This window comes from Microbispora sitophila (assembly GCF_014892245.1).
Lineage (GTDB): Bacteria > Actinomycetota > Actinomycetes > Streptosporangiales > Streptosporangiaceae > Microbispora > Microbispora siamensis.
This window is the reverse complement of record NZ_JADBGC010000034.1, coordinates 27545-50078: the sequence shown is the minus strand read 5'-3', so window position 1 is coordinate 50078 and position 22534 is coordinate 27545. Positions and strand designations below refer to the sequence as shown.

At 70.5% G+C, this 22534-nt stretch carries 19 protein-coding genes; 9 read left to right on the top strand and 10 right to left on the bottom strand.

The genetic code is table 11. The annotated features are described in order from the left end of the window. Positions 1-47 precede the first annotated feature (47 nt). Positions 48-1706: a glycerol-3-phosphate dehydrogenase/oxidase gene (locus tag IL992_RS40565; protein WP_193208604.1), complete on the top strand. Its 1659-nt coding sequence runs from the start codon at positions 48-50 to the stop codon at positions 1704-1706. Next, positions 1703-3253: an FGGY-family carbohydrate kinase gene (locus IL992_RS40560; RefSeq protein ID WP_193208603.1), complete on the top strand. Its 1551-nt coding sequence runs from the start codon at positions 1703-1705 to the stop codon at positions 3251-3253. Before IL992_RS40565 ends, IL992_RS40560 begins: the two co-directional genes overlap by 4 nt. Positions 3254-3389: 136 nt before the next feature. Here IL992_RS40560 and IL992_RS40555 read toward each other — a convergent pair whose 3' ends face one another. Together IL992_RS40555 and IL992_RS40550 are read right to left on the bottom strand one after the other, a co-directional pair. After that, a complete protein-coding gene (locus tag IL992_RS40555; protein WP_193208602.1) occupies positions 3390-4805 on the bottom strand; it encodes a M1 family metallopeptidase in 1416 nt (471 codons plus the stop codon). Between the two features lie 39 nt (positions 4806-4844). Beyond that, the gene (locus IL992_RS40550; protein WP_193208601.1) at positions 4845-5618 is read right to left on the bottom strand and encodes a DivIVA domain-containing protein; all 774 of its coding nucleotides are present in this window, start codon (positions 5616-5618) and stop codon (positions 4845-4847) included. A 125-nt stretch (positions 5619-5743) separates the two neighbouring features. Between IL992_RS40550 and IL992_RS40545 the strand changes: the two genes are divergently transcribed. Further along, positions 5744-6490 carry an ABC transporter ATP-binding protein gene (locus IL992_RS40545; protein WP_193208600.1) on the top strand — a complete coding sequence of 249 codons (747 nt, stop codon included), beginning with the start codon at positions 5744-5746 and terminating at the stop codon, positions 6488-6490. After that, on the top strand, positions 6487-7158 hold the full coding sequence (locus tag IL992_RS40540; protein WP_226874686.1) for a hypothetical protein: 672 nt from the start codon (positions 6487-6489) through the stop codon (positions 7156-7158). Before IL992_RS40545 ends, IL992_RS40540 begins: the two co-directional genes overlap by 4 nt. 63 nt (positions 7159-7221) lie before the next feature. Here IL992_RS40540 and rlmN read toward each other — a convergent pair whose 3' ends face one another. Then, positions 7222-8334 (bottom strand): 23S rRNA (adenine(2503)-C(2))-methyltransferase RlmN, encoded by a 1113-nt coding sequence (gene rlmN / locus IL992_RS40535; RefSeq protein ID WP_193208599.1) that lies wholly within the window; start codon positions 8332-8334, stop codon positions 7222-7224. A gap of 104 nt (positions 8335-8438) precedes the next feature. On the opposite strand from rlmN, the gene IL992_RS40530 reads away from it, so the two are divergent. Continuing rightward, positions 8439-9473: a suppressor of fused domain protein gene (locus tag IL992_RS40530; protein WP_193208598.1), complete on the top strand. Its 1035-nt coding sequence runs from the start codon at positions 8439-8441 to the stop codon at positions 9471-9473. A gap of 32 nt (positions 9474-9505) precedes the next feature. On the opposite strand, the gene IL992_RS40525 is transcribed toward IL992_RS40530, so the two are convergent. The 6 genes from IL992_RS40525 to IL992_RS40500 form a co-directional block, all read right to left on the bottom strand. Then, positions 9506-10603, bottom strand: a complete 1098-nt coding sequence (locus IL992_RS40525) for a phosphatidate cytidylyltransferase (protein ID WP_319019140.1) — start codon at positions 10601-10603, stop codon at positions 9506-9508. Between the two features lie 105 nt (positions 10604-10708). Continuing rightward, on the bottom strand, positions 10709-11266 hold the full coding sequence (gene frr, locus IL992_RS40520; RefSeq protein WP_079320643.1) for a ribosome recycling factor: 558 nt from the start codon (positions 11264-11266) through the stop codon (positions 10709-10711). A 9-nt stretch (positions 11267-11275) separates the two neighbouring features. Then, positions 11276-12046 carry a UMP kinase gene (gene pyrH, locus IL992_RS40515; protein WP_030511713.1) on the bottom strand — a complete coding sequence of 257 codons (771 nt, stop codon included), beginning with the start codon at positions 12044-12046 and terminating at the stop codon, positions 11276-11278. Positions 12047-12098: 52 nt separating this feature from the next. Beyond that, entirely contained in the window at positions 12099-12932 is an 834-nt protein-coding gene (tsf, locus tag IL992_RS40510; protein WP_193208597.1) for a translation elongation factor Ts, read from the bottom strand. A gap of 193 nt (positions 12933-13125) precedes the next feature. After that, positions 13126-13992 (bottom strand): 30S ribosomal protein S2, encoded by an 867-nt coding sequence (gene rpsB / locus IL992_RS40505; RefSeq protein WP_193208596.1) that lies wholly within the window; start codon positions 13990-13992, stop codon positions 13126-13128. A 374-nt stretch (positions 13993-14366) separates the two neighbouring features. Further along, positions 14367-15803 (bottom strand): CoA transferase, encoded by a 1437-nt coding sequence (locus IL992_RS40500; protein ID WP_193208595.1) that lies wholly within the window; start codon positions 15801-15803, stop codon positions 14367-14369. Positions 15804-16114: 311 nt separating this feature from the next. Between IL992_RS40500 and IL992_RS40495 the strand changes: the two genes are divergently transcribed. The 4 genes from IL992_RS40495 (at position 16115) to IL992_RS40480 (ending at position 20646) form a co-directional block, all read left to right on the top strand. Continuing rightward, on the top strand, positions 16115-16468 hold the full coding sequence (locus IL992_RS40495; protein ID WP_193208594.1) for a YraN family protein: 354 nt from the start codon (positions 16115-16117) through the stop codon (positions 16466-16468). Between the two features lies 1 nt (position 16469). Next, a complete protein-coding gene (locus IL992_RS40490; protein ID WP_193208593.1) occupies positions 16470-18146 on the top strand; it encodes a YifB family Mg chelatase-like AAA ATPase in 1677 nt (558 codons plus the stop codon). Positions 18147-18154: 8 nt separating this feature from the next. After that, complete coding sequence (gene dprA, locus IL992_RS40485; protein ID WP_193208592.1) at positions 18155-19417, top strand: DNA-processing protein DprA; 1263 nt, start codon at positions 18155-18157, stop codon at positions 19415-19417. A gap of 308 nt (positions 19418-19725) precedes the next feature. Beyond that, positions 19726-20646 (top strand): tyrosine recombinase XerC, encoded by a 921-nt coding sequence (locus tag IL992_RS40480; RefSeq protein WP_319019139.1) that lies wholly within the window; start codon positions 19726-19728, stop codon positions 20644-20646. Positions 20647-20824: 178 nt separating this feature from the next. Here IL992_RS40480 and IL992_RS40475 read toward each other — a convergent pair whose 3' ends face one another. After that, a complete protein-coding gene (locus IL992_RS40475) occupies positions 20825-21964 on the bottom strand; it encodes an acyltransferase family protein (RefSeq protein ID WP_449843676.1) in 1140 nt (379 codons plus the stop codon). Positions 21965-22534 lie beyond the last annotated feature (570 nt).

The following is a 22534-nucleotide window of genomic DNA, read 5'->3' as shown; positions in this document are numbered from 1 at the left end:
GGTCCGCCGCCCGCGGACCCGCGCCCGTCACCCTCCGGGAGCCTCCCATGTCGCATCACGTCCCCTTCGGCGAGAACGACGTCGTCGACCTCGCCGTCATCGGAGCCGGTATCAACGGGCTCGCCATCGCCCGGGACGCCGCCGCCCGCGGCCTGCGCGTCGTCGTCGTCGACCGCGCCGACGTGGGCTCGGGCACGTCGAGCACCTCCAGCCGGCTGATCCACGGCGGCCTCAAGTACCTCGAGCGCTACGACTTCACGCTCGTGCACGAATCCATCCGGGAGCGGCATCTGCTGTTCCGCACCGCTCCTCACCTCATCCGCGACTACCCGATGCTGATCCCCTTCTACAAGGGGAACACCCGGCCGGGAGCGCTCATCCGGCTCGGCCTGCTGGCGTTCGACACGATGGCCCTGGGCCGGGGACGCGGGCTCAGCCGGGGCGTGCCGGTCCGCACGGTGGCCCGGCGGTGGCCCACGCTGTCGCGCGAGGGCCTGCGCGGGGCGGCGCTGTTCCACGACGCGCAGGTGCCGTGGGCGGAGCGGCTCTGCGTCGAACTGCTCCTCGACGCCCGCCGTCTGGGCGCGCGCGTCCTCACCTACACCTCCGTCACCGGCCTGATCGTCGAGGGCGACCGGGTCGCCGGTCTTCACACCGAGGACGTACGGACCCGGGAGCGCGGGGAGATCCGGGCCGCCGTCACCGTCAACGCCGCGGGGCCGTGGATCGACCGGATCCTCGACGGCCAGGTCGAGAGCCGGCGGCTCAACGGGGGCACCAAGGGCAGCCACGTCGTCCTCGACCCGTTCCCCGGAGCCCCCGACACCTGCATCTTCTTCGAGGCGGCGGCCGACGGCCGGCCCATCTTCGTCTTCCCCTGGCAGGGCCGCTACGTGCTCGGCAGCACCGACCTCACCTACGAGGGCGACCTGGACGAGGTCGTGGCCAGCGACGCCGAGATCGACTACCTGCTCACGGAGACCAACCGGATCTTCCCCCAGGCGCGGTTGACGCGCGACGACGTGCTGTGGAGCGTCGCCGGAATCCGGCCCCTGCCGTACACGGCCGGGGTGTCGAACAACGCCAAGATCAGCCGTGGACACACCGTGCTCAACCACGCGCCCGCCTACCGGGGCCTGCTGACGGTCATCGGCGGCAAGCTCACGACCCACCGGGCCCTCGCGGAGGACGTGACCGACGAGGCGCTGCGCGTGCTCGGCAGGCGGCCCCGCCCGTGCGTCACCCGGACCCGGCCGTTCCCCGGCGCGGACACCTCGGACTGGCCGGAGTTCGTGCGCGACTTCCTGCGTGAGTCGCCGCTGGACGGCGCGTCCTCCCGCCGGCTGCTGCAGCTGTACGGCGTGCGCGCCCGCCGGGTGCTCGACCTCGCCGCCGGGGACCCCTCGCTCGCCGAGGTCGTCGACAAGGAAACCGGCGCCCTGGCCGCCGAGGTCGTCATGGCCGTACGCGAGGAGGGCGCGGTCACGCTGGCCGACGTCATGCTGCGGCGTATCCTTGTCGGGCTCAACGGCGACATGGGCCTTTCCAGCGCCGCGACCTGCGCGGACGTCGCCGTACGACACCTCGGCTGGGACGAGGGGCGCGCCCGCGCCGAGGTGGCCGCCTATGAGAACGAGCTGCGGCGCCACCGTCCCCGGGCGCTGGCCGCGGCGGCGAGCCGGGGCAGCGACGGGAGGACAGCATGACGAACCTGGCCACGTGTTACATCGGGGTCGACGTCGGCCTGACCGCGTCGAAGGCCGCGGCCTTCGACGCGGAGGGACGCGAGGTGGGTGTGGTGCACGCCCGCACCCCGCGGACCAGCGTGACCGCCCACCGGCACGACGTGGACATGACCGGGCTGGCCGGCACCGTCGTGTCGCTGCTCGGCGACCTCGCGGGCAAGCTCGCGGCCGACGGCTACACGCCGGCCGGCATCGGCGTGGCCGCCCACGGCAACGGGCTCTACCCCGTCGACGCGTCGCTGCGGCCGGTCGGGCCGGCCATCGCGTCGTCGGACAGCCGGGCCCAGCACATCGTGGACGCGATCGAGCCGGAGGCGGCCCGCCGCCTGGGCGCCGAGACCGGCTCCATCCCGTGGGCGGCCCAGCCGTCGGTGCTCCTGCGCTGGCTGCACGACGCCGAGCCCGAGGCGTACGCCGCGACTCGGTGGGCGCTGTCGTGCAAGGACTGGGTGACCTCGCAGCTCACCGGCGTGCCAAGCGCCGACTACAGCGACGCGAGCGCGTTCGGCATGGTGGCGCTGGACACCCGCGAGTACACCCCGACGGCGCTCGAACTGGTGGGGCTTCCGGCCGGCGACCTCGACCGCTTCCCGCCGCTGCGCGAGTCCGGGCAAGTCGTGGCCGGGCTCGGCGCGCGGGTCGCGGAGCTGACCGGGCTGCCGGAGGGGCTGCCCGTGATCGCGGGCTGCATGGACTGCGTGGCCGCCACGCTGGGTGCGGGCGGCCGAGCGCCGGGCGACGTGACGATCATCGTGGGCACCTGGGCCATCAACGGCGTCGTCGTCCCCGCCGCCACTCCCGCGCCCGAGGTCACGCTCAGCGCGCTGATGCCGGACTCGGGGACGATGCTCGCCATGGAGGTCGCCCCCACGTCGGCCGCCAACCTCGACTGGCTGAGCACCGCGTCGGTGCCGCACCGGGCGACCGCCGGCGTTCCGGCGGCGGACCTGCTGGCCGAGGCGGCGGCGGTGGCGCCGGGCGCGGACGGGCTGCTGTTCCTGCCGTTCGTCAACGGCGCCCCCGAGCATCCGGCGGCCTCCGGGACCTTCCTCGGCATCTCCGCCGTGCACCGTCGCGGGCATCTCACCCGTGCGGTCATCGAGGGGGTCGCCCAGTATCACCGGGTGCAGCTCGACCGGGTCCTGGCCAGCGGTGCCGACGTGGGCGACCGCCCCTGGCGGCTGGCCGGGGGCGGCGCGCGGTCGGAGGTGTGGGCACAGATCTTCGCCGACGTGCTCGGCCGCCCCGTCCGCCGTCAGCTCACCAGCGAACTCGGCGCACGCGGGGTCGCCTCGCTGCTGCCCGCCGCGCTCGGGCACAGCGACGTGCCGTGGTCGGTCAGCGACACCGACGACCTGTGCGTCCGCCCCGGCCCCGCCCGCGAGGCGTACGTCCGGCAGGCGGAGGTGTTCGACCGATGCCTGACCGGGATGTCCGCCGCGTGGTCGGAGGTCGAGCGCTATCGCACGGCGGGGTTCGAACCGGCTCCCGCGCCGGACGGCCGCTGACAGGCTGCGGCGGCACCGTGCGGCGGCGGTGCGGCGGCGGTGCGGCGGCAGTGCGGCGGCACCGGTGCGGCGGTGCCGGAGGGCGGGCGGCCGTGTCATCGGCCGCCCGTCTCGCCGCCGGCCGCGACCTGGCCGGTCAGAGCTTCGGCTTGGCCGCCTTGTACAGCCACGCGTCGAACAGGTCGTCCAGGTTCTGACCGGACAGCCGTTCCGCCAGGGCGATGAGGTCCTCGGTGGTGACGGTGGAGTGCCGGTTCTCCTTCGTCCACGTGCGCAGCAACGTGAAGAACGTCTCATCGCCGATCTTCTGGCGCAGCGCGTGCACGGTCATGGCGCCGCGGACGTAGATCGCGTTCCAGTCGAAGAGCCCGTTGCGGCCCGGGTCACCGGTCTTGAGCTTCCAGAAGGCGCTGCCTGCCTTGTGCTTGTAGTGCTCGGCGAAGGTCTTCTCGGCGGAGGGGCCGCCGTGCTGCTCCTGGTACAGCCACTCGGCGTACGACGCGAAGCCCTCGTTCAGCCAGATGTCCTTCCAGCTGCGCAGGCCGACGCTGTCGCCGAACCACTGGTGGGCCAGTTCGTGCACGATCGTCGGCTCGTCCGACATGCCCGTGTCGTACACCGGCCTGCCCTGCGTCTCCAGCGCATAGTAGACGCCGAGCCGGTCGGCGATGCCGCCCGTGGAGGAGAACGGGTAGTCGCCGAAGATCTTCGACTCCCAGGCGATCGCCTTGGCGGTGGTGCCGTGCAGGCGCTTGAACTCCTTGGCCAGTGAGGGGTCGTACGCCGTGATGTTGGGCATGCCGTCGACGACGCCCTGGGTGACCTTGAACTTCCCGATCGCGACCATGGCGAGGTACGACGCCATGGGATGCCGCATCTCCCACTTCGAGGTCCTGTAGCCGCCGCGCGGGCCGGCGACGCCGGAGTTCCCCGGCTCGCCGTTGGCCAGGGCCGTCAGCCCCTCGGGCACGGTGACCTCGAAGGTGTAGGTGGCCTTGTCCCGCGGGTTGTCGTTGACCGGGAACCAGCTGCGGGCGCCGTCCGGCTCGGCCAGCACGACGGCGCCGTCCTTGGTGTCGATCCAGCCGGTGACGCCCAGCACCTTGTCCTTGATCGCCTTCGGCCGGCCGGCGTAGGACACCTCGACGGTGAACGTCTTCCCCGACGGCAGCCCGTGCCGGGGCGTGACGACGAGCTCCTGGCCCTTCCGGGCGTACGAGGCCCGCTCGCCGTTCACGACCACCTTGCTGATCTTCGGCCCGGAGAAGTCGAGGTCGAACCGGGAAAGGTTCTTCTTCGCCGTCGCCGTGATCGTCGTCGTGGCGCTGAGGTGCCGGGTCTTCGGCGTGAACCGCAGCCGGATCGTGTAGTGGCCGGCGTCGTATCCGCCGTTGCCCGCATGGGGGAAGTACGGGTCGCCGAGACCGGCCGAGCCGGGGACGTAGGCGCCGGAGCCGGTGCTCGCCTGGGCCGCCGGCACGGCCTGCAGGGGGACGGCCAATGTGAGACCGGCGGCGACGAGCGCCGCCAGGGGGGATGATCTGCGCAGCATGACCCCTATCGTGGTGCATTGCTCCACGAAAATTGCAATTTATGAGTTTTGCGGATCGCCGCAGGGGAAGCGCTCCAGCACGCCCGCCATCTCTGCCAGGAAGCCGTCCACCTCATGGATCGCGTAGCCGGGCCGGAACACGACAGTCGCGAACGTCGCCTTCCTGACCTGCTCCGGCGTCAACGGCTCGGCCGCCGTCCCGCGCAGCGTCGCCACCACCCGGTCGAGGAACGCGTCGACCTCCTCCTCGCGGTAGCCCATCCCGAGCCGCCCAGGGCGGAAGGCCACGCGCTCCACCCGGGCCGCCTGCGTCTCCAGCCAGGACGGCGTGCCCGGCTCAGGAGGGGGCGTGCCGGTCTTCTCCCCACGTCCGGAGGCCTGCGCGGGGACCGTTTGCGGACGCGTGCGCTTCTCGGCACGCGTACGGCGGGACGGAGCCGCCGGGGCCTGTTCGGCGGCGGACTGTTCGGCGGCGGGCTCCGAGACGGCGGGCTGGGGCTCTTCGGCAACGGGCTGTTCGACGGCGGGCTGTTCGGCGACGGACTCCGAGGCGGGCGGCGGCGGCGACGCGGCGTCCTGACCGCCTCTGGCCTCGACCGCGACGATGAACGCGTCGAGCGCGAAGTCCACCGCCGTCTCGTTGTAGCCCCCGAGCTTGACGGCGAACTTCGCGTTCCTGATCTCGTCGGCGGTCACCGGCGGCCCGTCGAGCGGGCCGAGCCCGAGCGTCCGCTCGATCCTGCGCACGAAGTCGTCGACCTGTTCGGGGTCATAGCCCAGGCGCACCGCCATGACGCGGGGAAAGCGGTTCACACCACACCTCCCTGCCCGTTGCTGACGCCCGTCCATTTTGACGGGAGTCCCAACAGAAAGGCGAGACCCAAAGATCGCCCGATGTTCGTACGCCGGGAGGAACATCCCGATAGGCTCGGAAAACTATGCGGATCGCCAGCCTCTCCTTCCGGTACGGACGGCGAGACCCCTGGGTCCTGTCCGACGCCGGCCTGGTCCTCGATCCGGGGGACGTGATCGAGGTCACCGGACCCAACGGCACCGGCAAGTCGACCCTCCTGCGATTGGTCGCCGGGCTGCTCAGGCCCGTACGCGGAAGCGTCGAGGACCGCCCCCGGGTCGTCGGGTACGCCCCCGAGCGATTCCCCGCCGACCAGCCGTTCACCGTGGCGTCCTACCTGCGGCACATGGCGGCGGTCCGGAGGGTGAGCACGGAGTCGATCGGCCGGTGGAGCGAGCGGCTCGGCATGGACCACCTGCTCGGGCAGCGCCTGCCCGATCTGTCCAAGGGCAGCGCGCACAAGGTGGGCCTCGCGCAGGCGCTGCTCGCCGAGCCGGGGCTGCTCGTGCTCGACGAGCCCTTCGCCGGTCTCGACGCCGCCACCCGCGCCGAACTCCCCAGGATCATCGGGGAGATCAGCGCGCGCGGCGGGATCGTGGTGGTGAGCGACCACCAGGGTGATCTGCGCGCCTTTCCCGGCCTGCGCCGCTGCGAGGTCCGCGACCGGGCCGTACGCGAACTCGAGCCGGTCGAGGAGGCCGGTGAGACGGCCCTGACCGTGCTGGAGGTGGCGGTGGCCGCGTCGAGGGCGTCGGACCTGGCCGACCGCCTGCGTGCCGAGGGCTGCACCGTGAACATCACGGGCCGCGTCGCCCGGGAGGCCGCCGGATGACAGTCGTGCTCGCGCTGGCGAGGTTCCGCCTCACCGGATACGTCGCCTCACACCGGGCGCTGCAACCGCTGATCGCGCTGCTGGCGCTGCTGGCGGTCCTCTACGCCGGCCCCGTCCCCGCCGGTCAGGAGATCGGGGCCACCGCGGACTCGGCCGCCATGCTCGTGCCGGTGCTCGCCTGGGCCGCGCGCGGCCTGCTCGACACCGAACCCGACGAGCAGCGCAGCGTCGCCCTGTCCGCGGTGGGGCCGAGGGAGCTGGTGAGCGGCCTCCTCGCGGCGTTCGCGTCGCTGCTCGCGCTGGCCGCGATCGCCGAGGCCGCGCTGCTCTTCCGCCTCGCCGCCTCCCCCACCCCCACCGTGCTCCTGACCGGGGTGTGGCTGCACCTGCTGTCCGCGACGGCGGGGCTCGCGCTCGGGGCGCTGACGAGCCGCCCGATCCTGCCCTCCCCGGCGGTCTCCACGATCGCCCTGATCCTCGGCTACCTGTCGATGCTGGTGATCAGCATGGCCGGGGCCCGCTGGCTCACCGTGCCGGTCATGGCCTGGATGCGGGACGCCCACCACAATGTGCTGCTGTCCGGGCTGCCCCTGATCACAGTGCAGTCCCTGCTGTGGCCCGCGATCGGCCTGGCGGCCTACGCGTGGCTGCGCCGCACGCGACCCTAGGTCACTACTGCGCTGGGTTATGGAGGCGCGGGTGATTGGGCCGCCGGTTATTGGGGCCGCGGGTTATTGGGGCGCGGCGGCGAGCTGTCCGCACGCCCCGTCGATCTCCCGCCCCCGGGTGTCCCGTACGGTCACGGCGACGCCGTGGGACTCCAGGCGGCGTACGAACGCCCGCTCGTCCTCGGGGCGGGAGGCGGTCCACTTCGAGCCGGGCGTGGGGTTGAGCGGGATCAGGTTGACGTGCACGAGCTTGCCCTTGAGCAGGCGGCCGAGCAGGTCGGCCCGCCACTCCTGGTCGTTGATGTCCTTGATCAGGGCGTACTCGATGGACACGCGCCGCTTGGTCTTGGCCGCGTAGCTCCAGGCCGCGTCGAGCACCTCGGCGACCTTCCACCGCGTGTTGATCGGCACGAGCGTGTCCCTGAGCTCGTCGTCCGGCGCGTGCAGGGAGACGGCGAGCGTCACCGGCAGGCCCTCGTCGGCGAGCTTGCCGATCGCCGGCACCAGGCCGACCGTCGAGACCGTGACGCCGCGCGCCGAGATGCCGAGGCCCTCCGGCGCGGGGTCGACCAGGCGGCGTACGGCGCCGATGACGGCCTTGTAGTTGGCCATCGGCTCGCCCATGCCCATGAAGACCACGTTGGTCACCCGGCCAGGCCCGCCCGGGACCTCGCCGCGCGCCAGCGCCCGCGCCCCCGCGACGACCTGCTCGACGATCTCTGCCGTGGACATGTTGCGGGTGAGCCCGGCCTGGCCTGTCGCGCAGAACGGGCAGTTCATGCCGCATCCGGCCTGGGAGGAGACGCACATGGTGACGCGGTCGGGGTAGCGCATCAGAACCGACTCGACCAGCGAGCCGTCGAACAGCTTCCACAGCGTCTTGCGCGTCATGCCGCCGTCACAGGTGATCTCGCGTACGGACGTCAGCAGCGGAGGCATGAGCTGCTCGATCAGCCGCTCGCGCAGCGCGCCCGGCAGGTCGGTCATCTGCTCGGGAGAGCCGGTCAGCCGGGTGAAGTAGTGGCGGGAGAGCTGGTCGGCGCGGAACGGCTTCTCCCCCAGCTCCGCCACCGCGGCCCTGCGTTCCGCCATGGTCAGGTCGGCGAGGTGGCGCTGCGGCTTGGCCCTGCGGGGCGCCACGAAGGTCAGCTGCCCGGTCTTCGGCTGCTCGCTCACGCAAAACCCTTTCCATCATCCGCGGCCGTGGTCTTAACGACTGACGCACGCGGCTTTACATTCTGTCTGGCGGTCGAATCCCGGAGGCGTACGAGAGGTGAGGTGTGGACACCACTGTCGTGCTCACCAGCACCAACCCCTACGGGAGCCGCACACTGACGATCGAAGCCGACCGGACCTCCTCCGTAGCTTACCTTCGTGACGCGAAGGGGATCGTCCACGGAGCGGTCTGGCTGGCCAACCACGTCCCCGCGCCCGCCGAGGCCGATCTCGGCCGGGCCGACGCCGGGCTGCCGCCGCTGATGCCCGAGGCGCACACCGCGCATCCCTCCAGCCGGCCGCCCCTGGACGCGGAGTCGCTGTCGGTGCTGTGGTTCGAGGAGGGCGACGGCGTCGCCCTGTACGAGAACGACACGCTCCTGGCGGTCATTCCGGCGTGGGCCGACATGGAGCGCGGCATGCCCGGGTACGCGCGGGACGCCGTCGGGGAGTCGCCGTTCGCCTGGCCGCTCGGCGAGGCGCTGGAGGGGCTGTCCCCCCGGGTGGCCAAGGCCCGCGCGTACTGGCAGTGGCGGCAGGCGGAGGGCAGCTGGGCCACCTACCAGCAGTTCGTGCTGGGCCACCTCGACGGCAGGCTCGGGCCGCCCGGCCGTTACTGGGACGTCGGCGGCGACCGGTTCCCCCTGGTGGGCGTCAGCGAGCGCCCGCCCACGTTCACGCGGGACTACACGGTGCTGTCCACGGTCGGCATGAGCTGCCAGCGGATGCCCGCCGCGGAGATGTACGACACGGCGTGCCGGGTGGAACTCGCGCTGGCGACCAGGAAGGATCCGAAGGTCGCCGCACGGCTGTTCGCCTGGCTCGGGCAGTATCCGTGGCGGTCGGTGACGTGGCTGGGGCACGGGCACACGGCCCGCTGGTTCCAGAACCCTGTCACGTTCCCGTTGGACGGCGGGCACCAGGGGGTGCTCATGCTGATGGACCCGCCCGGACTACCGGACATGTCTGGATTCGTGTTTGGCGGCGACGCCGTACGGTGGCTGTGGTTACTCCCGCTCACCGAGTCAGAACTGCGCCTCGTGGCCGATCACGGCCATCGGGCGATCAGCGAGCGGCTGGCGATGACCAGCCGGATCTGACGCGTGCCGGGCCGGGACTCGACGTGGGCTGTTCAGGCGACCGGGACCAGGATCGTGAGCAGCAGCCACACGGGAACGAGCGTGAACAGCAGCGAGTCGAGGCGGTCCATGGCCCCGCCGTGGCCCGGCAGCAGCGTGCCCATGTCCTTGATGCCGATGTCACGCTTGATCACCGACTCGACGAGGTCGCCGAGCGTCGCGCACACGACTCCCGCCAGGCCGACGACGGCGCCTTCCCAGTACTCGCCCTGCAGCAGGAAGTGGACCAGTAACGCGCCGCCCACGACACAGGCGAGGGTGGACCCGGCGAAGCCCTCCCAGGTCTTCTTCGGGCTGATGAGCGGCGACATCCGGTGCTTGCCGAAGAAGATCCCGGCGAAGTATCCCCCGATGTCGCTGCACACGGTGACCGCGACGAACACGATCACGCGGTCCGGCCCGTCCTCGGGAGCCAGCAGCAACGGCACGAACCCCGCGAGCAGCGCCGGGTAGACGGCGACGAACACCGCGGCGGTCGCGTCCTTGACGAAGCCTTCCGCGCCCTGGAGCATGCGCCAGGCCAGCAGCACCATCACGGTCACGGCGAACGCGCCGACCAGGAACGTCGTGCCGCCCCAATAAGGTCCGAGCACCATGGCCGCCATGCCGGCCAGCAGGGGCGGCAGCGGCACCCGGATGCCGAATCCGCCGAACGCCTTGACGATCTCGTGTATCCCGACGCCGATGGCCACCAGGACGACGACGAGGAAGGCGACCTTGACAAAGTAGAGCGAGCCGATGACCACCGCGCCCAGCGCGACGCCGACGCCCACCGCGGCCGGGAGGTTGCGGCCCGTACGGCCGGAGGGCTGCTTGGCGGCGTCGCCGGACGTGCCGTTCGGGACGCCGGTGTCCGCCGGGTCCGCGAGGTTGTCCGGTGTGGCGGCGCGGCCGGCGCCGGAATCGGTGACGCCGTTCTGCGCAGCGCCGGAAGCCGCGCCGACGCCCGCGAGACCGCTCGACGCGGAAGCCTGGCCGGCACCAGGACCGGCACCGGTGCGACCACCCGCCTCGGGACCGTGTCCGGCGCCGGAGGGGCCCGCAGGGCCCCCCGCCGGGTTCCGGTCGCCTGCGGCAGCAGTTCCGTCCACAGCGTCCCACTCTCTATATACGCGTGATCCTTGTGCCGCCCCGCTCTCGCGGTGCGGCACAAGGATCACGGTCGTGCCGTACGGCCCACGTGCGGGGCCGCGACGTCAGACCTCGAGCAGCTCGGCTTCCTTGTGCTTCAGCAGCTCGTCGATCTTCGCGACGTGCTTCTGGGTGAGGTCGTCGAGCTCCTTGACCGCGCGATGGACCTCGTCCTCGCCGGCCTCGCCGTCCTTGACGAGCTTGTCGAGGATCTCCTTGGCGTGCCGGCGGATGTTCCGTACGGACACCCGGCCGTGCTCCGCCTTGTTGCGGGCGACCTTGATGTACTCCTTGCGGCGCTCCTCCGACAGCTCGGGGAACACCACGCGGATCACGGTGCCGTCGTTGCTCGGGTTGACGCCGAGGTCGCTGTCGCGGATGGCCCTCTCGACCGCGTTCAGCGAGCCCTTGTCGTACGGCTGCACGAGCACCATGCGCGCCTCGGGGACGTGGAACGACGCGAGCTGCTGGATCGGTGTCGGCGACCCGTAGTAGTCAACATTGATCTTGTTGAACATCGAGGGCGTCACACGACCGGTGCGGATGCTCGCGAAGTCGTCCTTGGCGACCGTCACCGCCTTGTCCATCTTCTCCTCGGCCTCGAGGAGGGTTTCGTCGATCACTGCGGCTCCCTACTTCCCTGCCGGACTCACCAGCGTGCCGATCTTCTCACCACGGACCGCCCGGAGGATGTTGCCCTCGCCCATGAGATCGAAGACCACGATGGGCAGGCCGTTGTCCATGCACAGGCTGATCGCGGTGGCATCCATGACCCCGAGGCCCCGCGTCAGCACCTCACCGTAATCAAGCTGGTCGAACCGGACCGCGTCGGGGTTCTTGCGCGGGTCCGAGTCGTACACGCCGTCGACCTGGGTGCCCTTGAGCAACGCCTCGGCCCCGATCTCCAGCGCGCGCTGCGCCGCGCAGGTGTCGGTGGAGAAGAACGGCGAGCCGAGCCCGGCGCCGAAGATGACCACGCGGCCCTTCTCCAGGTGACGGATCGCGCGGCGCGGCAGGAACGGCTCGGCCACCTGCTGCATCGTGATCGCGGTCTGCACGCGGGTGTCGATGCCGCGCTTCTCCAGGAAGTCCTGCAGGGCGAGACAGTTGATGACGGTCCCGAGCATGCCCATGTAGTCGGCCCGGGCGCGGTCCATGCCGCCCTGCGACAGGGCGGCGCCGCGGAACATGTTGCCGCCGCCGACGACGACCGCCACCTGCACGCCCTCACGGACCGCTTCGGCGACCGAGTCCGCCAGCTGGGCGACGACGCGCGGGTCGATCCCGAGGGACTCGCCCCCCGCGAACGCCTCACCCGACAGCTTCAGCATCACCCGCTTCCAGCGCAGCGGCCCGTCGTACGACGAAGCCGCCGGCGTGGCGGGTCTGGTGTTCTCCTGCACGGCGGCGGCCTCCTCGGATGTAGCGCGGGTCGAAAAGCTCCTGGCAGTAAGCCTAAGCCTGGCCGACCTTGTAGCGGGTGAAGGCCAGGACCTTGACGCCGGCCTCGTCCGCGAACTTCGCGATCGTCTTCTTGTTGTCCTTCACGAACGCCTGCTCCAGCAGGGTGAAGTCCTTGTACCAGCCGTTGACCCGGCCGTCGACGATCTTCGGGATGGCGGCCTCGGGCTTGCCCTCCTCGCGGGTCATCTGCTCGAACAGCGACCGCTCCTTCTCGATGACCTCGGCGGGCACCTCGGCGGGGCTGAGGTACTTCGGCGCCATCGCGGCGGTGTGCTGGGCGATGTCCTTGGCCACCTCGGCGTTCGGCGTGTCGAGCTGCACGAGCACGCCCACGGCCGGCGGGAGCTGCGGGTCGGTCTTGTGCATGTAGGAGGTGATGAAACCACCCTCCAGCAGCGCGAACCGGCGAATCTCGATCTTCTCGCCGAGCGCCGCGTTGGCCTCGTCGAGCAGCTCCTTGACGGTCTTGCCGTTCAGCTCGGACTCGAGCAGGGTCGGCACGTCGGCGGGCTTGGTCGCGACGATGTGCGCGACGATGTCGGCGGCGAGCTCCTGGAAACGCTCGTTCTTGGCGACGAAGTCGGTCTCGCAGTTGAGCTCAAGCAGCGCCGCGAGGGAGTCGCCCTCGTGCTTGACGGCGACCAGACCGTTCGACGCGGTGCGGGCCTCGCGCTTGCCGACGTCCTTGGCGCCCTTCAGGCGCAGGATGTCGACGGCCTTGTCGAAGTCGCCCTCGGACTCCTCGAGCGCCTTCTTGCAGTCCATCATGCCGGCGGCGGTCAGCTCGCGAAGCCGCTTGACGTCGGCCATGTTTACGGAAGCCATTGTCCAATTTCCTCTTCGGGACCCGGATGCGAATCGTCTGGGGGGTGGGCACCCGTGCCGGGCGCCCACCCGGTGAAGCCCTCAGCGCGGCGGGCGTCGCCCTACCGCACCGGAACCAGGTCGTTCCCTGGGAGATCCCCGCCGCCGCGGCCGGCCGGAGGCGTCGCGCCCGGCGGGGACCCGTGGTGGTTCGTCAGGCCTGCTCGCCCTGCGCGGGCTGCTCGGCGGCCGGAGCCTCGGCGGTCTCGGCAGCCGGAGCCTCCGCGGCCGGGGCGGCCTCGCCGCCCTCGAGGAGCTCGCGCTCCCACTCGGCCAGCGGCTCGGCGGCGGCGACGCCCGCGGGCTTCTCGTCACCGCGGCCGGCGCCCGCACGGGTCATGAGGCCGTCGGCGACGGCGTCGGCGATCACGCGAGTGAGGAGGCTGACGGCGCGGATGGCGTCGTCGTTGCCCGGGATCGGGTAGTCGACCTCGTCCGGGTCGCAGTTGGTGTCCAGGATCGCGACGACCGGGATGCCGAGCTTCTTGGCCTCGTTGATCGCGATGTGCTCCTTCTTGGTGTCCACGACCCAGACCGCGCTCGGGACGCGGGCCATGTCACGGATACCGCCGAGGGTGCGCTCCAGCTTCTCCTTCTCGCGGCGGCGCATCAGGAGCTCCTTCTTGGTGAGCCCGGAGCCGGCCACGTTGTCGAAGTCGAGCTCCTCGAGCTCCTTCAGCCGCTGGAGCCTCTTGTGCACGGTGGAGAAGTTGGTGAGCATGCCGCCCAGCCAGCGCTGGTTCACGTACGGCATGCCGACGCGCGACGCCTGCTCGACGATCGACTCCTGCGCCTGCTTCTTGGTGCCGATGAACATGATGGTGCCGCCGTGCGCGACGGTCTCCTTCACGAAGTCGTAGGCACGGTCGATGAACGACAGCGACTTCTGCAGGTCGATGATGTAGATGCCGTTGCGCTCGGTGAAGATGAAGCGCTTCATCTTCGGGTTCCACCGGCGGGTCTGGTGGCCGAAGTGGACGCCGCTCTCCAGCAGCTGCCGCATGGTGACGACAGGGGCCATGGTGATGGTCCTCCATGGTCGTGTGCCCTTGGGCACGGTCTCGGTTGGTCACGCGGGCGTCTTGCCCGCGCCCTGACGCCCCGGGCCGCTTTCACCGGACGCGGTCCGGACCGAGAAGGCGGCTCGTGAGTGGGCGTGCGAATTCGGCCCGCCTAGCAGGCCGTCGAACAGTCTACCCGGATCCGCCCCTTCAGTTGACCCTTGCGAGATCAGCACGCCCCCAGACCACCACACGCCTCGCCGGCCACGCCACGGTCTCCCAGGACCACCTCGCACATGGCTCGCCGGCCGTGCCCATTCGAAGCGAGCGTCGGCCAGGGATGGGCGCGGGGCCTGGCGGGCATCGGCTGTCGCGAGGAGGGCATCGGCTGTCGTCAGGAGGCCGGAGGCCACCACGCCGCGGGGTGCTCTCCCTCGCGGGGCGGTGGGCTCGTCCAGTGCGGACGCACCCCGTCGATGGCGCCGGGTGGGGTCACATAGGTGAGCGTGCCGAAGGGGCTGTCCATCGTCGCCAGCAGATGTTCCACCCGGGGCCGCCGCGTCCCCGCCGTGTCGATCCTGCCGAGATCGTCGAGCCACGCCGCGGTCCTCGCCAACGACACCTCGACCTGCCAGGAGCCGCCCTCGGTCGCCCGCCGGAGCAGTGCGGCGACCGCGCCGAACGCGGCCAGGTGGCCGGCGCCGTGATCGAGAGCCTGCGCGGGCAGCGGGCTCGGCCGCAGGCCGTCGCCGTTCTCGTGGGCGATCCCGCATGCCATCTGGACGAGGCTGTCGAACCCCCTTCTTGAAGCCCACGGCCCGCGCGTGCCGTACGCGGAGATGTCGACGCAGACGATGCCGGGCCTCAGGGCGGCGAGATCGTCCGGCCCGAAGCCCCTGGCCCGCAAGGCCCCGGGCCGGTAGGCCTGGATGATCACGTCGGCCTGACGAACCAACTCCCGCAGCTTGTCCGCCTCGGAACGCAGGTCGATGTGGCACGACCGCTTGCCGAACGCCGTCTCCACCACGAGCCCCGGCACCTCTGGCAGGTGCGCGGCACCCACACGCAGCACGTCCGCGCCGTATGCCGCGAGCGCCCGCGCGGCCACCGGCCCGGCGATCACGCGGGTCAGGTCGAGCACCCGCACACCGCCGAGCGGCCGCTCCGTCCCGGCCGGGAGCCCGTTGCCGCTCGCCTGACCGGCCCCGTCAGGCAGCCGGGACACGCCGACGAGAGGAAGGTCGGCCAGCGCCCGCGCCTGGGGGTGCGCGAGCCACTCGGCCCTGCTCCGCATCGCCGCCGCACAGCCGCCCTCGCGGATCACCGCCTCCTCGATTTCCACCGCCGTACGGTCGGCACACGCCCTGCCGACGTCCTCTTTGCAGGTCGCGGCGCTGCTCGAGCCGGGCGGCAGTCCAAGCGCGCGTAGGGCGGCATCACGGTGGTGGTCGAAATTGCAATGGAGCCGGACCCAGCCGTCCGAGGTGCGGTAGTCCCCAGAGAGCGCGGCCCAGACGTCCATGGCCTTCCCGTCGGCGCGGAAATGCCTCTCGCTCTGGAAGGCCACGGCGGCGTGGCGGACATCGATCGTGACGTCCGGATCGCCGTGCGCGCCCCGAGACCATTGCCGGCCGCCGGGCCCTTCCGCGCCGTTCTCCCCGGTGCGGGCGGCGTACGCCGCGACGGCGGCGGTCAGGGCGCCCGCCGAGGCCGCGGCCATCGTGCCGAGGGGGAAGACGGACGGCAGGACGGGGTCCTCGCCGGTGACCCGGACCTCGGGCAGGGCGACCCCGGCACCCTCGCCCAATTCCCTGATCAGTTTCGCGGTCACTGCCGACTCCTCACTGCCGATGCCCTGTGGCGCCCGATGACCGACGGCGTGCTCCATAAGGGCAGAGCCGTCACCCGCCTCCCGGAACCGGGGCAAGTATCCATGCCGGTCGCAGTCTGCCCCGCGGTCACCCTCCCGCTTCCGCTCCTGGCCCAGGCTGTGGACGACGAGAGCGTTCTCACCATGCCCACCTGCGGTTTCCTCCGCCCGTCCACAGCGGCCGATTCGCGGGATGGGCTTTTCCACAGAAAGTGGTTCGGTGCCCCGAGCCGGGGGCCGCTTGGGCGATTGTCTGCGCCGGAGGTGGTCCCATGGCGGCGAAGGATCGGCTGGGCAGGCAGGGCGAACAACTCGCCGTGACCTTTCTGACGGCGAAGGGCATGCACATACTCGACCGCAACTGGCGCTGCGCGGAGGGCGAGGTCGACATCGTCGCCCGTGACGGCGACGCGCTGGTGATCGTGGAGGTGAAGACCCGCTCCGGGCGCAGCCACGGCACCGCCTTCGAGGCGGTGACCGGGGAGAAACTGCTGCGCCTGCGGACGCTGGCAGTCAGATGGCTCTCCATGCACACGGAGCGTTTCGACACGATCAGGGTCGACGTGATCGCGATCGAGCGATTCGCCGGCGACTTCTCGCTCAGGCACGAACGCGGGGTGGTCTGAGATGCCCGTCGCCCGGACACACTGCGTCGGCCTCGTGGGCGTCACCGGACGCCTCGTGGAGGTCGAGGCCGATGTGGGTCCCGGCATCGCCGGAACACACTTCATCGGACTACTCGACACCGCGATCAGCGAAGCCCGGGGCCGCGTGAGGTCCGCACTGATCAACAGCAGGTTCGCCTGGCCCGACGCGCGGGTCACCGTGAGCCTGTTCCCGGCCACGTTGCCCAAGCGAGGCTCGATCTTCGACCTGGCCATCGCGATCGCGGTGCTCGGCGCGGCCGGCGCCGTGCCCGCGCAGCGGATCGCAGCGCCGATGTTCCTCGGCGAGCTCGGCCTCGACGGGCGGGTCCGGCCGATCAGAGGCGTGCTGCCGGCCGCGCTCGCCGCCGCGGCGGCGGGGGTGCGCACGGTCGTGGTGCCCGCGCTCAACGCCGCCGAGGCCGCTCTCGTGCCCGATCTCACCGTGGTTCCCGTCACCACGCTCGGCGAACTGGTGGGGTGGCTGCGCTCGGGCGACCTGCACCGGCTTCCGGTGGTGGCGGACGCCGCCTCGCTCTCGCAGGACGCCGAGCACGTCGGCCACGCCGAGCACATCCAGCACAGCGAGGACGCTGACCACGTCGAGGACGGCGAGCACGTCAGGCACGGCGAGCACGTCAGGCAGGCCGAGCACGCGCCGCGTCCGACAGGACCGGACGGCTGCGACCGGAGCATCCCGGGGCCGGACCTGTGCGACGTGGCCGGGCAGCCGATGGGCCGCAAGGCACTGGAGGTGTGCGCGGCCGGCGGGCACAACCTCTGGATGCTGGGCCCGCCGGGGAGCGGCAAGACCATGCTCGCCGAGCGCCTGCCGACCCTCCTGCCGCCGCTCGACCAGGAGAAGGCCCTGGAGGTGTCGGCCATCCACTCGGTGGCGGGAACGCTGCCGCCGGGGCGTCCGCTACTCACCAGACCGCCCTTCATGGCTCCGCATCACAGCGCCACGGTGGCGGCCGTCGTGGGCGGTGGGAGCGGAGGCGTCGTGCGGCCCGGAGCGGTGTCGCTCGCGCACCGAGGCGTGCTCTTCCTCGACGAGGCACCGGAATTCGCGACGACCGTGCTCGACTCCCTGCGGCAACCCCTCGAGTCGGGAACGGTCACCATCGCACGGGCTGTCGGCGCGGTCACGTTCCCCGCCCGGTTCATGCTGGTCCTGGCGGCCAATCCGTGTCCGTGCGGCCTGCAGGGAACGGTCGGACACCCCTGCAGGTGCACCCCCACGGGCCGGCGCCGCTATCTCGACCGGCTCTCCGGGCCGCTGCTGGACCGCGTCGACGTGAAGGTGAAGATCGGCCGGGCCACGCGCGCCGAGTTGCTCGCGGACCGGCACTTCGTGGAGACCAGCGCGACCGTGGCCGAGCGGGTGAGGCTGGCGCGCGAGCGGGCCGCCAGGCGGTTGGCCGGCACCCCCTGGCGTACCAACGCGGAGGTGTCCTCATCCGCGTTGCACCGTGACTTCCGCCTGCCCGACGCCGCGATGGCCCCGCTTCATCGGGGCCTCGACGTGGGCACGCTCAGCGCACGCGGCCTGGATCGCGTGCTTCGCGTCTCTTGGACGCTCGCGGATCTCGCGGGCAAGGACCGTCCGGGCCAGACCGAGACGTCGGCGGCCCTCGCACTGTGGCTCGGAGTGGATTGATGGATGCGATGGAGTTCTCCACAGCCGGTGACGCGCCGGCCGGTGATGTCATCCCACAGGCAGCGGGCGCCTCCGGCCCTGCCGGGGACGCCGGCGGCGCGGCCGGTCAGGGACGGGTGGAACGGCTGGCCCGCGTGGCGATCATGCGGATGGCCGAGGCGGGCGACGCGGTCATGGGCCGGTTGATCGCCCGTTATGGTCCGGTGGGCGCCATGCAGCAGGCGAAACGCGGCGTGCTCGACCCTGGCTTCGCGCGTGATGAGAAGGACCGCGCCGAGGCTTCCAGGCGCCACCTGGATGTCGGCCGGCATGCGGCCGCCTGGGCGGCCCGCTACACGGACCCGGCAGGCGACCTGGCGCAAGGCATGCAGCGCGGGGCGCGGCTCGTCGTTCCGGGTGACGTCGAATGGCCCACCCAGCTCGACGACCTCGGAGACGCACGGCCGTTCGGGCTGTGGGTGGACGGACGGGCGAACCTGCGGTTCTCCTGCCTGCGCTCGGTCTCCGTCGTCGGAGCCAGGGCCGCGACCGCGTACGGCACGACCGTGGCGGCCGAGTTCGCCATGAGTCTCGGCGGGCGCGGGTGGACGGTGATCAGTGGCGGCGCCTACGGGATCGACGGGGCCGCCCACCGGGGCGCGCTGGCCTCCGGGACGCCGACGGTCGTCGTGCTCGCCTGTGGGACGGACGTCTGTTATCCCAGCGCGCACGAGGACCTGTTCCGTGCCGTGCGGCAACAGGGCGCGGTGATCAGTGAGTGGCCGCCGAGCGCGCACCCCACCCGGCTGCGGTTCCTCATCCGCAACCGGGTGATCGCCGCCCTGTCCCGGGGAACCGTCGTCGTGCAGGCGGCCGCGCGCAGCGGTGCGCTCAACACGGCCACTCATGCCTGGGGCTTGAACCGGCAGTTGATGGCCGTGCCCGGTCCCATCACCACGGACGTCTCCACGGGCTGCCATGTCCTGATTCGTCAGGGCAAGGCCGTCTGCGTTACTTCGGCGGAGGAGATCATCGAGTTGGTCGGCTCCATTGGTGACGACCTCGCACCGGAGCAACGCGGGCCCGTGCGGCCTCGTGACGGGCTGAACGACGAGACCAGGCGTGTGCTCGAAGCGATCCCCGCACGCGGCGCCGCGGGTCCCGCCGCGATCGCGGTCGCCGCCGGTGTGGACATCGGGACAGCCCTCGCCTGCCTGGGCGCTCTGGCCGCCGCGGGGTTCGTCGAGAACGTGGACCGAGGGTGGCGGGTGCGCCCTGCCGCGCGCCGGTGAACGCGGGCGCGCGCCGTTGCGCGGGCGCCGCACTCGCCGGCGCGGTCGGCGTCCTGGAATGAGACCGGTGGATAGCATGCGGATCGTGGTCGTGTCTCCTTCCCCCTCCCCCTTTCGGGCTCGCCGGGGCGGACGCGCTCAGCGCGCATCGGACGCCGTCGAAGGGGCAGTGACACGGCGCGATGGGACACAACAACCGGACCGCGTCGTCGTGTGACTGCGGCTAGAAGATTCCCGGGCTGCGGCTCGCCCGGAGGGCGGTGCGGGTCGCACCGCATCGAGCCCGAAGCGATGGGAAGGACGAGGTCGTGGCAGCGGGCGAAGGGCAGGGACTCGGGGAGTTCGACGCCGTCCTGGAGCAGTTCGAGCGGCATCTGCGTCTTGAACGGGACCTGTCACCGCACACGCTGAGGGCGTATCTCGGTGATATCTCCTCGCTGTTCGCGCATATGAGGGCCGCCGGGCACGACGACGTGTCCGCTCTTGACGTCACCGTTCTGCGCGACTGGCTGGGGGGCCAGCATCAGGCCGGACGGTCGAGGGCGACGCTGGCCCGCCGTTCCGCCTGCGCCCGGGTCTTCACCGCCTTCTGCCACCGGCGGGGATGGCTGGCGAGTGACCCCGGGTTGCTCCTCGGCACGGCGAAGGCCGAACGCCGGTTGCCGAAGGTGCTCGACCAGATCGAGGCCGAGGCCGTCCTGTCCACGCAGGGGCCGGGCGACGTCAGGGACCTGCGTGATCGGGCGATGCTGGAGCTGCTGTACGCCACCGGCATGCGGGTGAGCGAGTTGTGCGGCCTCGACGTGGACGACGTGGACCGGGAGCGCCGGACGGTCCGCGTGCTGGGCAAGGGACGCAAGGAGCGGACGGTTCCCTTCGGGCTGCCCGCCCTGCACGCCCTGGACGCGTGGTGTGTGCGGGGCAGGCCTCTGTGGATTCGCGAGGGAAGCGGCCCCGCGCTCTTCCTCGGCGTCCGAGGAGGCCGGATCGACCAGGGCACCGTCCGGCGTGTCGTGCACGCCCGTCTGGCGCAGGTCGAGGGAACCCCCGACATGGGCCCGCACGGGCTGCGCCATACCGCCGCCACCCATCTGCTCGAAGGCGGGGCCGACCTGCGATCCGTGCAGGAGATGCTCGGGCACGCCTCCCTGGCCACCACACAGATCTACACGCACGTGTCCATCGAGCGGCTCCGGGCCGCCTACCGCCAGGCCCATCCCCGGGCCTGACCGTAACCATCCTGGCGCCTGGCGCGCTTGATGGTTGATCGTGACGATCCCGCGGCCGGCGACCCACTCCGCTGCCAGGCCGACGGTTCTTGTTCCTCCGACGGGAGAACTCGACGCCCTCAAAACCATGCGCACGAAACCATAAAATCCAAGCAGGAATGAGCTCCAATCTGGAACTCTATACAATCTCTGAGCAATCCTTCCGGATCCAACTGCGAGTTGATACCAGCCGCTTGCCGAGTTGTTGCGACGGAGCCTCCACAAGACGCCATGTGAGCATACTTAGCCCGAGTAGTAGTCCAATCACCAACACCAGAGCCAGTAATCGCAGGCTTAGCGGTACGGCCGACGGCTCAGGCCAGAACCATTCAACGGTTTCCAGAAGAAGTGGGTGAAGAATGTAAATTGAGTAACTTACCAACCCTAGCCAGACGAGGACTCGTGGCATTCTACGGTTTCTCAATGCCATTCCTAGGCCGAAGGTGATCCAAGCAGCGGCTATCGCCACTTGAAAACCAAACTCATCCCGTGCCAGCCATATCCCAGCCAACGGAACCACAGCAGCCCATCCGGCTCGCTTCCAGGATATTTCGCCCCGGTCGACTCGATTCAGCACTGTTCCTGAAAACATGGTGGCCATGATCAGCATGCCCTGCCACGGGCCGGGATAGCTTTGGTTGACCGCCAAGAGCGCCAACACAGTGACTCCGACAACGACCGCCCCTGCCCTGCGGACCGTGCCACTTCCGACGAGTACGGAGATCAGACCTACCGCCACCAACGCGGTCACCAGCAGAGCGACTGTGAGCATGCGTCCCGATCCCCCCACCGAGAGCAACCCGACCGGCAGAATACTCGCACCCAGCATCGACAAAGAAGTGAAGCCAAGCGCGATCGTGGTGCTTGCTCGGTTCATGCCGAAAGTGAATAGCGCGGTGAGGAGCAAATAGAACGCCATCTCGTATGAAAGTGTCCACAGGACGTTGATCAGGTTAGGCATACAGAGCAGGTTCTGCAGCATCGTCAGATGACCTAGCACCAGGGAGGCTTGCCGTGTACTCCACCAAATATGAGGAGCATCCCAGCCCAGCGCCACGAGACCGACCATGCCAACCGCACCAACTCCAAACAGCGGATAAAGCCGAAAAACTCGGGATACCCAAAAGGCGCGCAAGCTACCTCGATGCTCCAATGAGGCGGGTACAATATAGCCGCTGACCAGGAAGAAGAGCATCACCCCGTATGAACCGGGTTCAAAGATCGCCTTGATCGGCGACCGCGCTTCGGACAAAAGCGGCTTGAGTGCGTGCTCAAACACTACTGCCAAGGCAGCGATGCCGCGTAGAGCGTCAAGCCATGCCAGGCGTTGCCGCGTTGTCCGTGACACTTCCCGAGTTACTATAACCTTATTCATAAGGCAATCTAATAAAAAGAGCTAATCGGCTACACTCGGTGTCACATTCAGACTTCCACCATACAGGGTGCATAATATGCCGGGGGCGGAAATTAGTTGGATGCGAAAGCGTGCCTGCGAAGGGCTGCCCCACCATGGTTCGATCACGGTGAGCCCCATCCGGCGCGGACCTCCAGACGATGCGCCGCACAGTGGTCAGGACGCGCCGTGTCCAGCCCACCAGCATCCGACGAAGCCGGCGCCGACGTCGCCGACACACCCCGAACCGGCGTGACCGGGTACATGCTGAGCAGGGCAGTCTTCGCTGTTGATTCTGCGGCCCGCCCCCTGCACTGCTCGAAGGCTCCCGCAGTACGGCGAACACCTGCTCGTTGACCTTGTCTTCTCCCCTGCGGAGGAAGTACCGGTACATGGTCTGCCAGGGCGGGAGGTCGAAACAGCAGTTGCCCCCCCACGCGGCCGGTACCCACCACG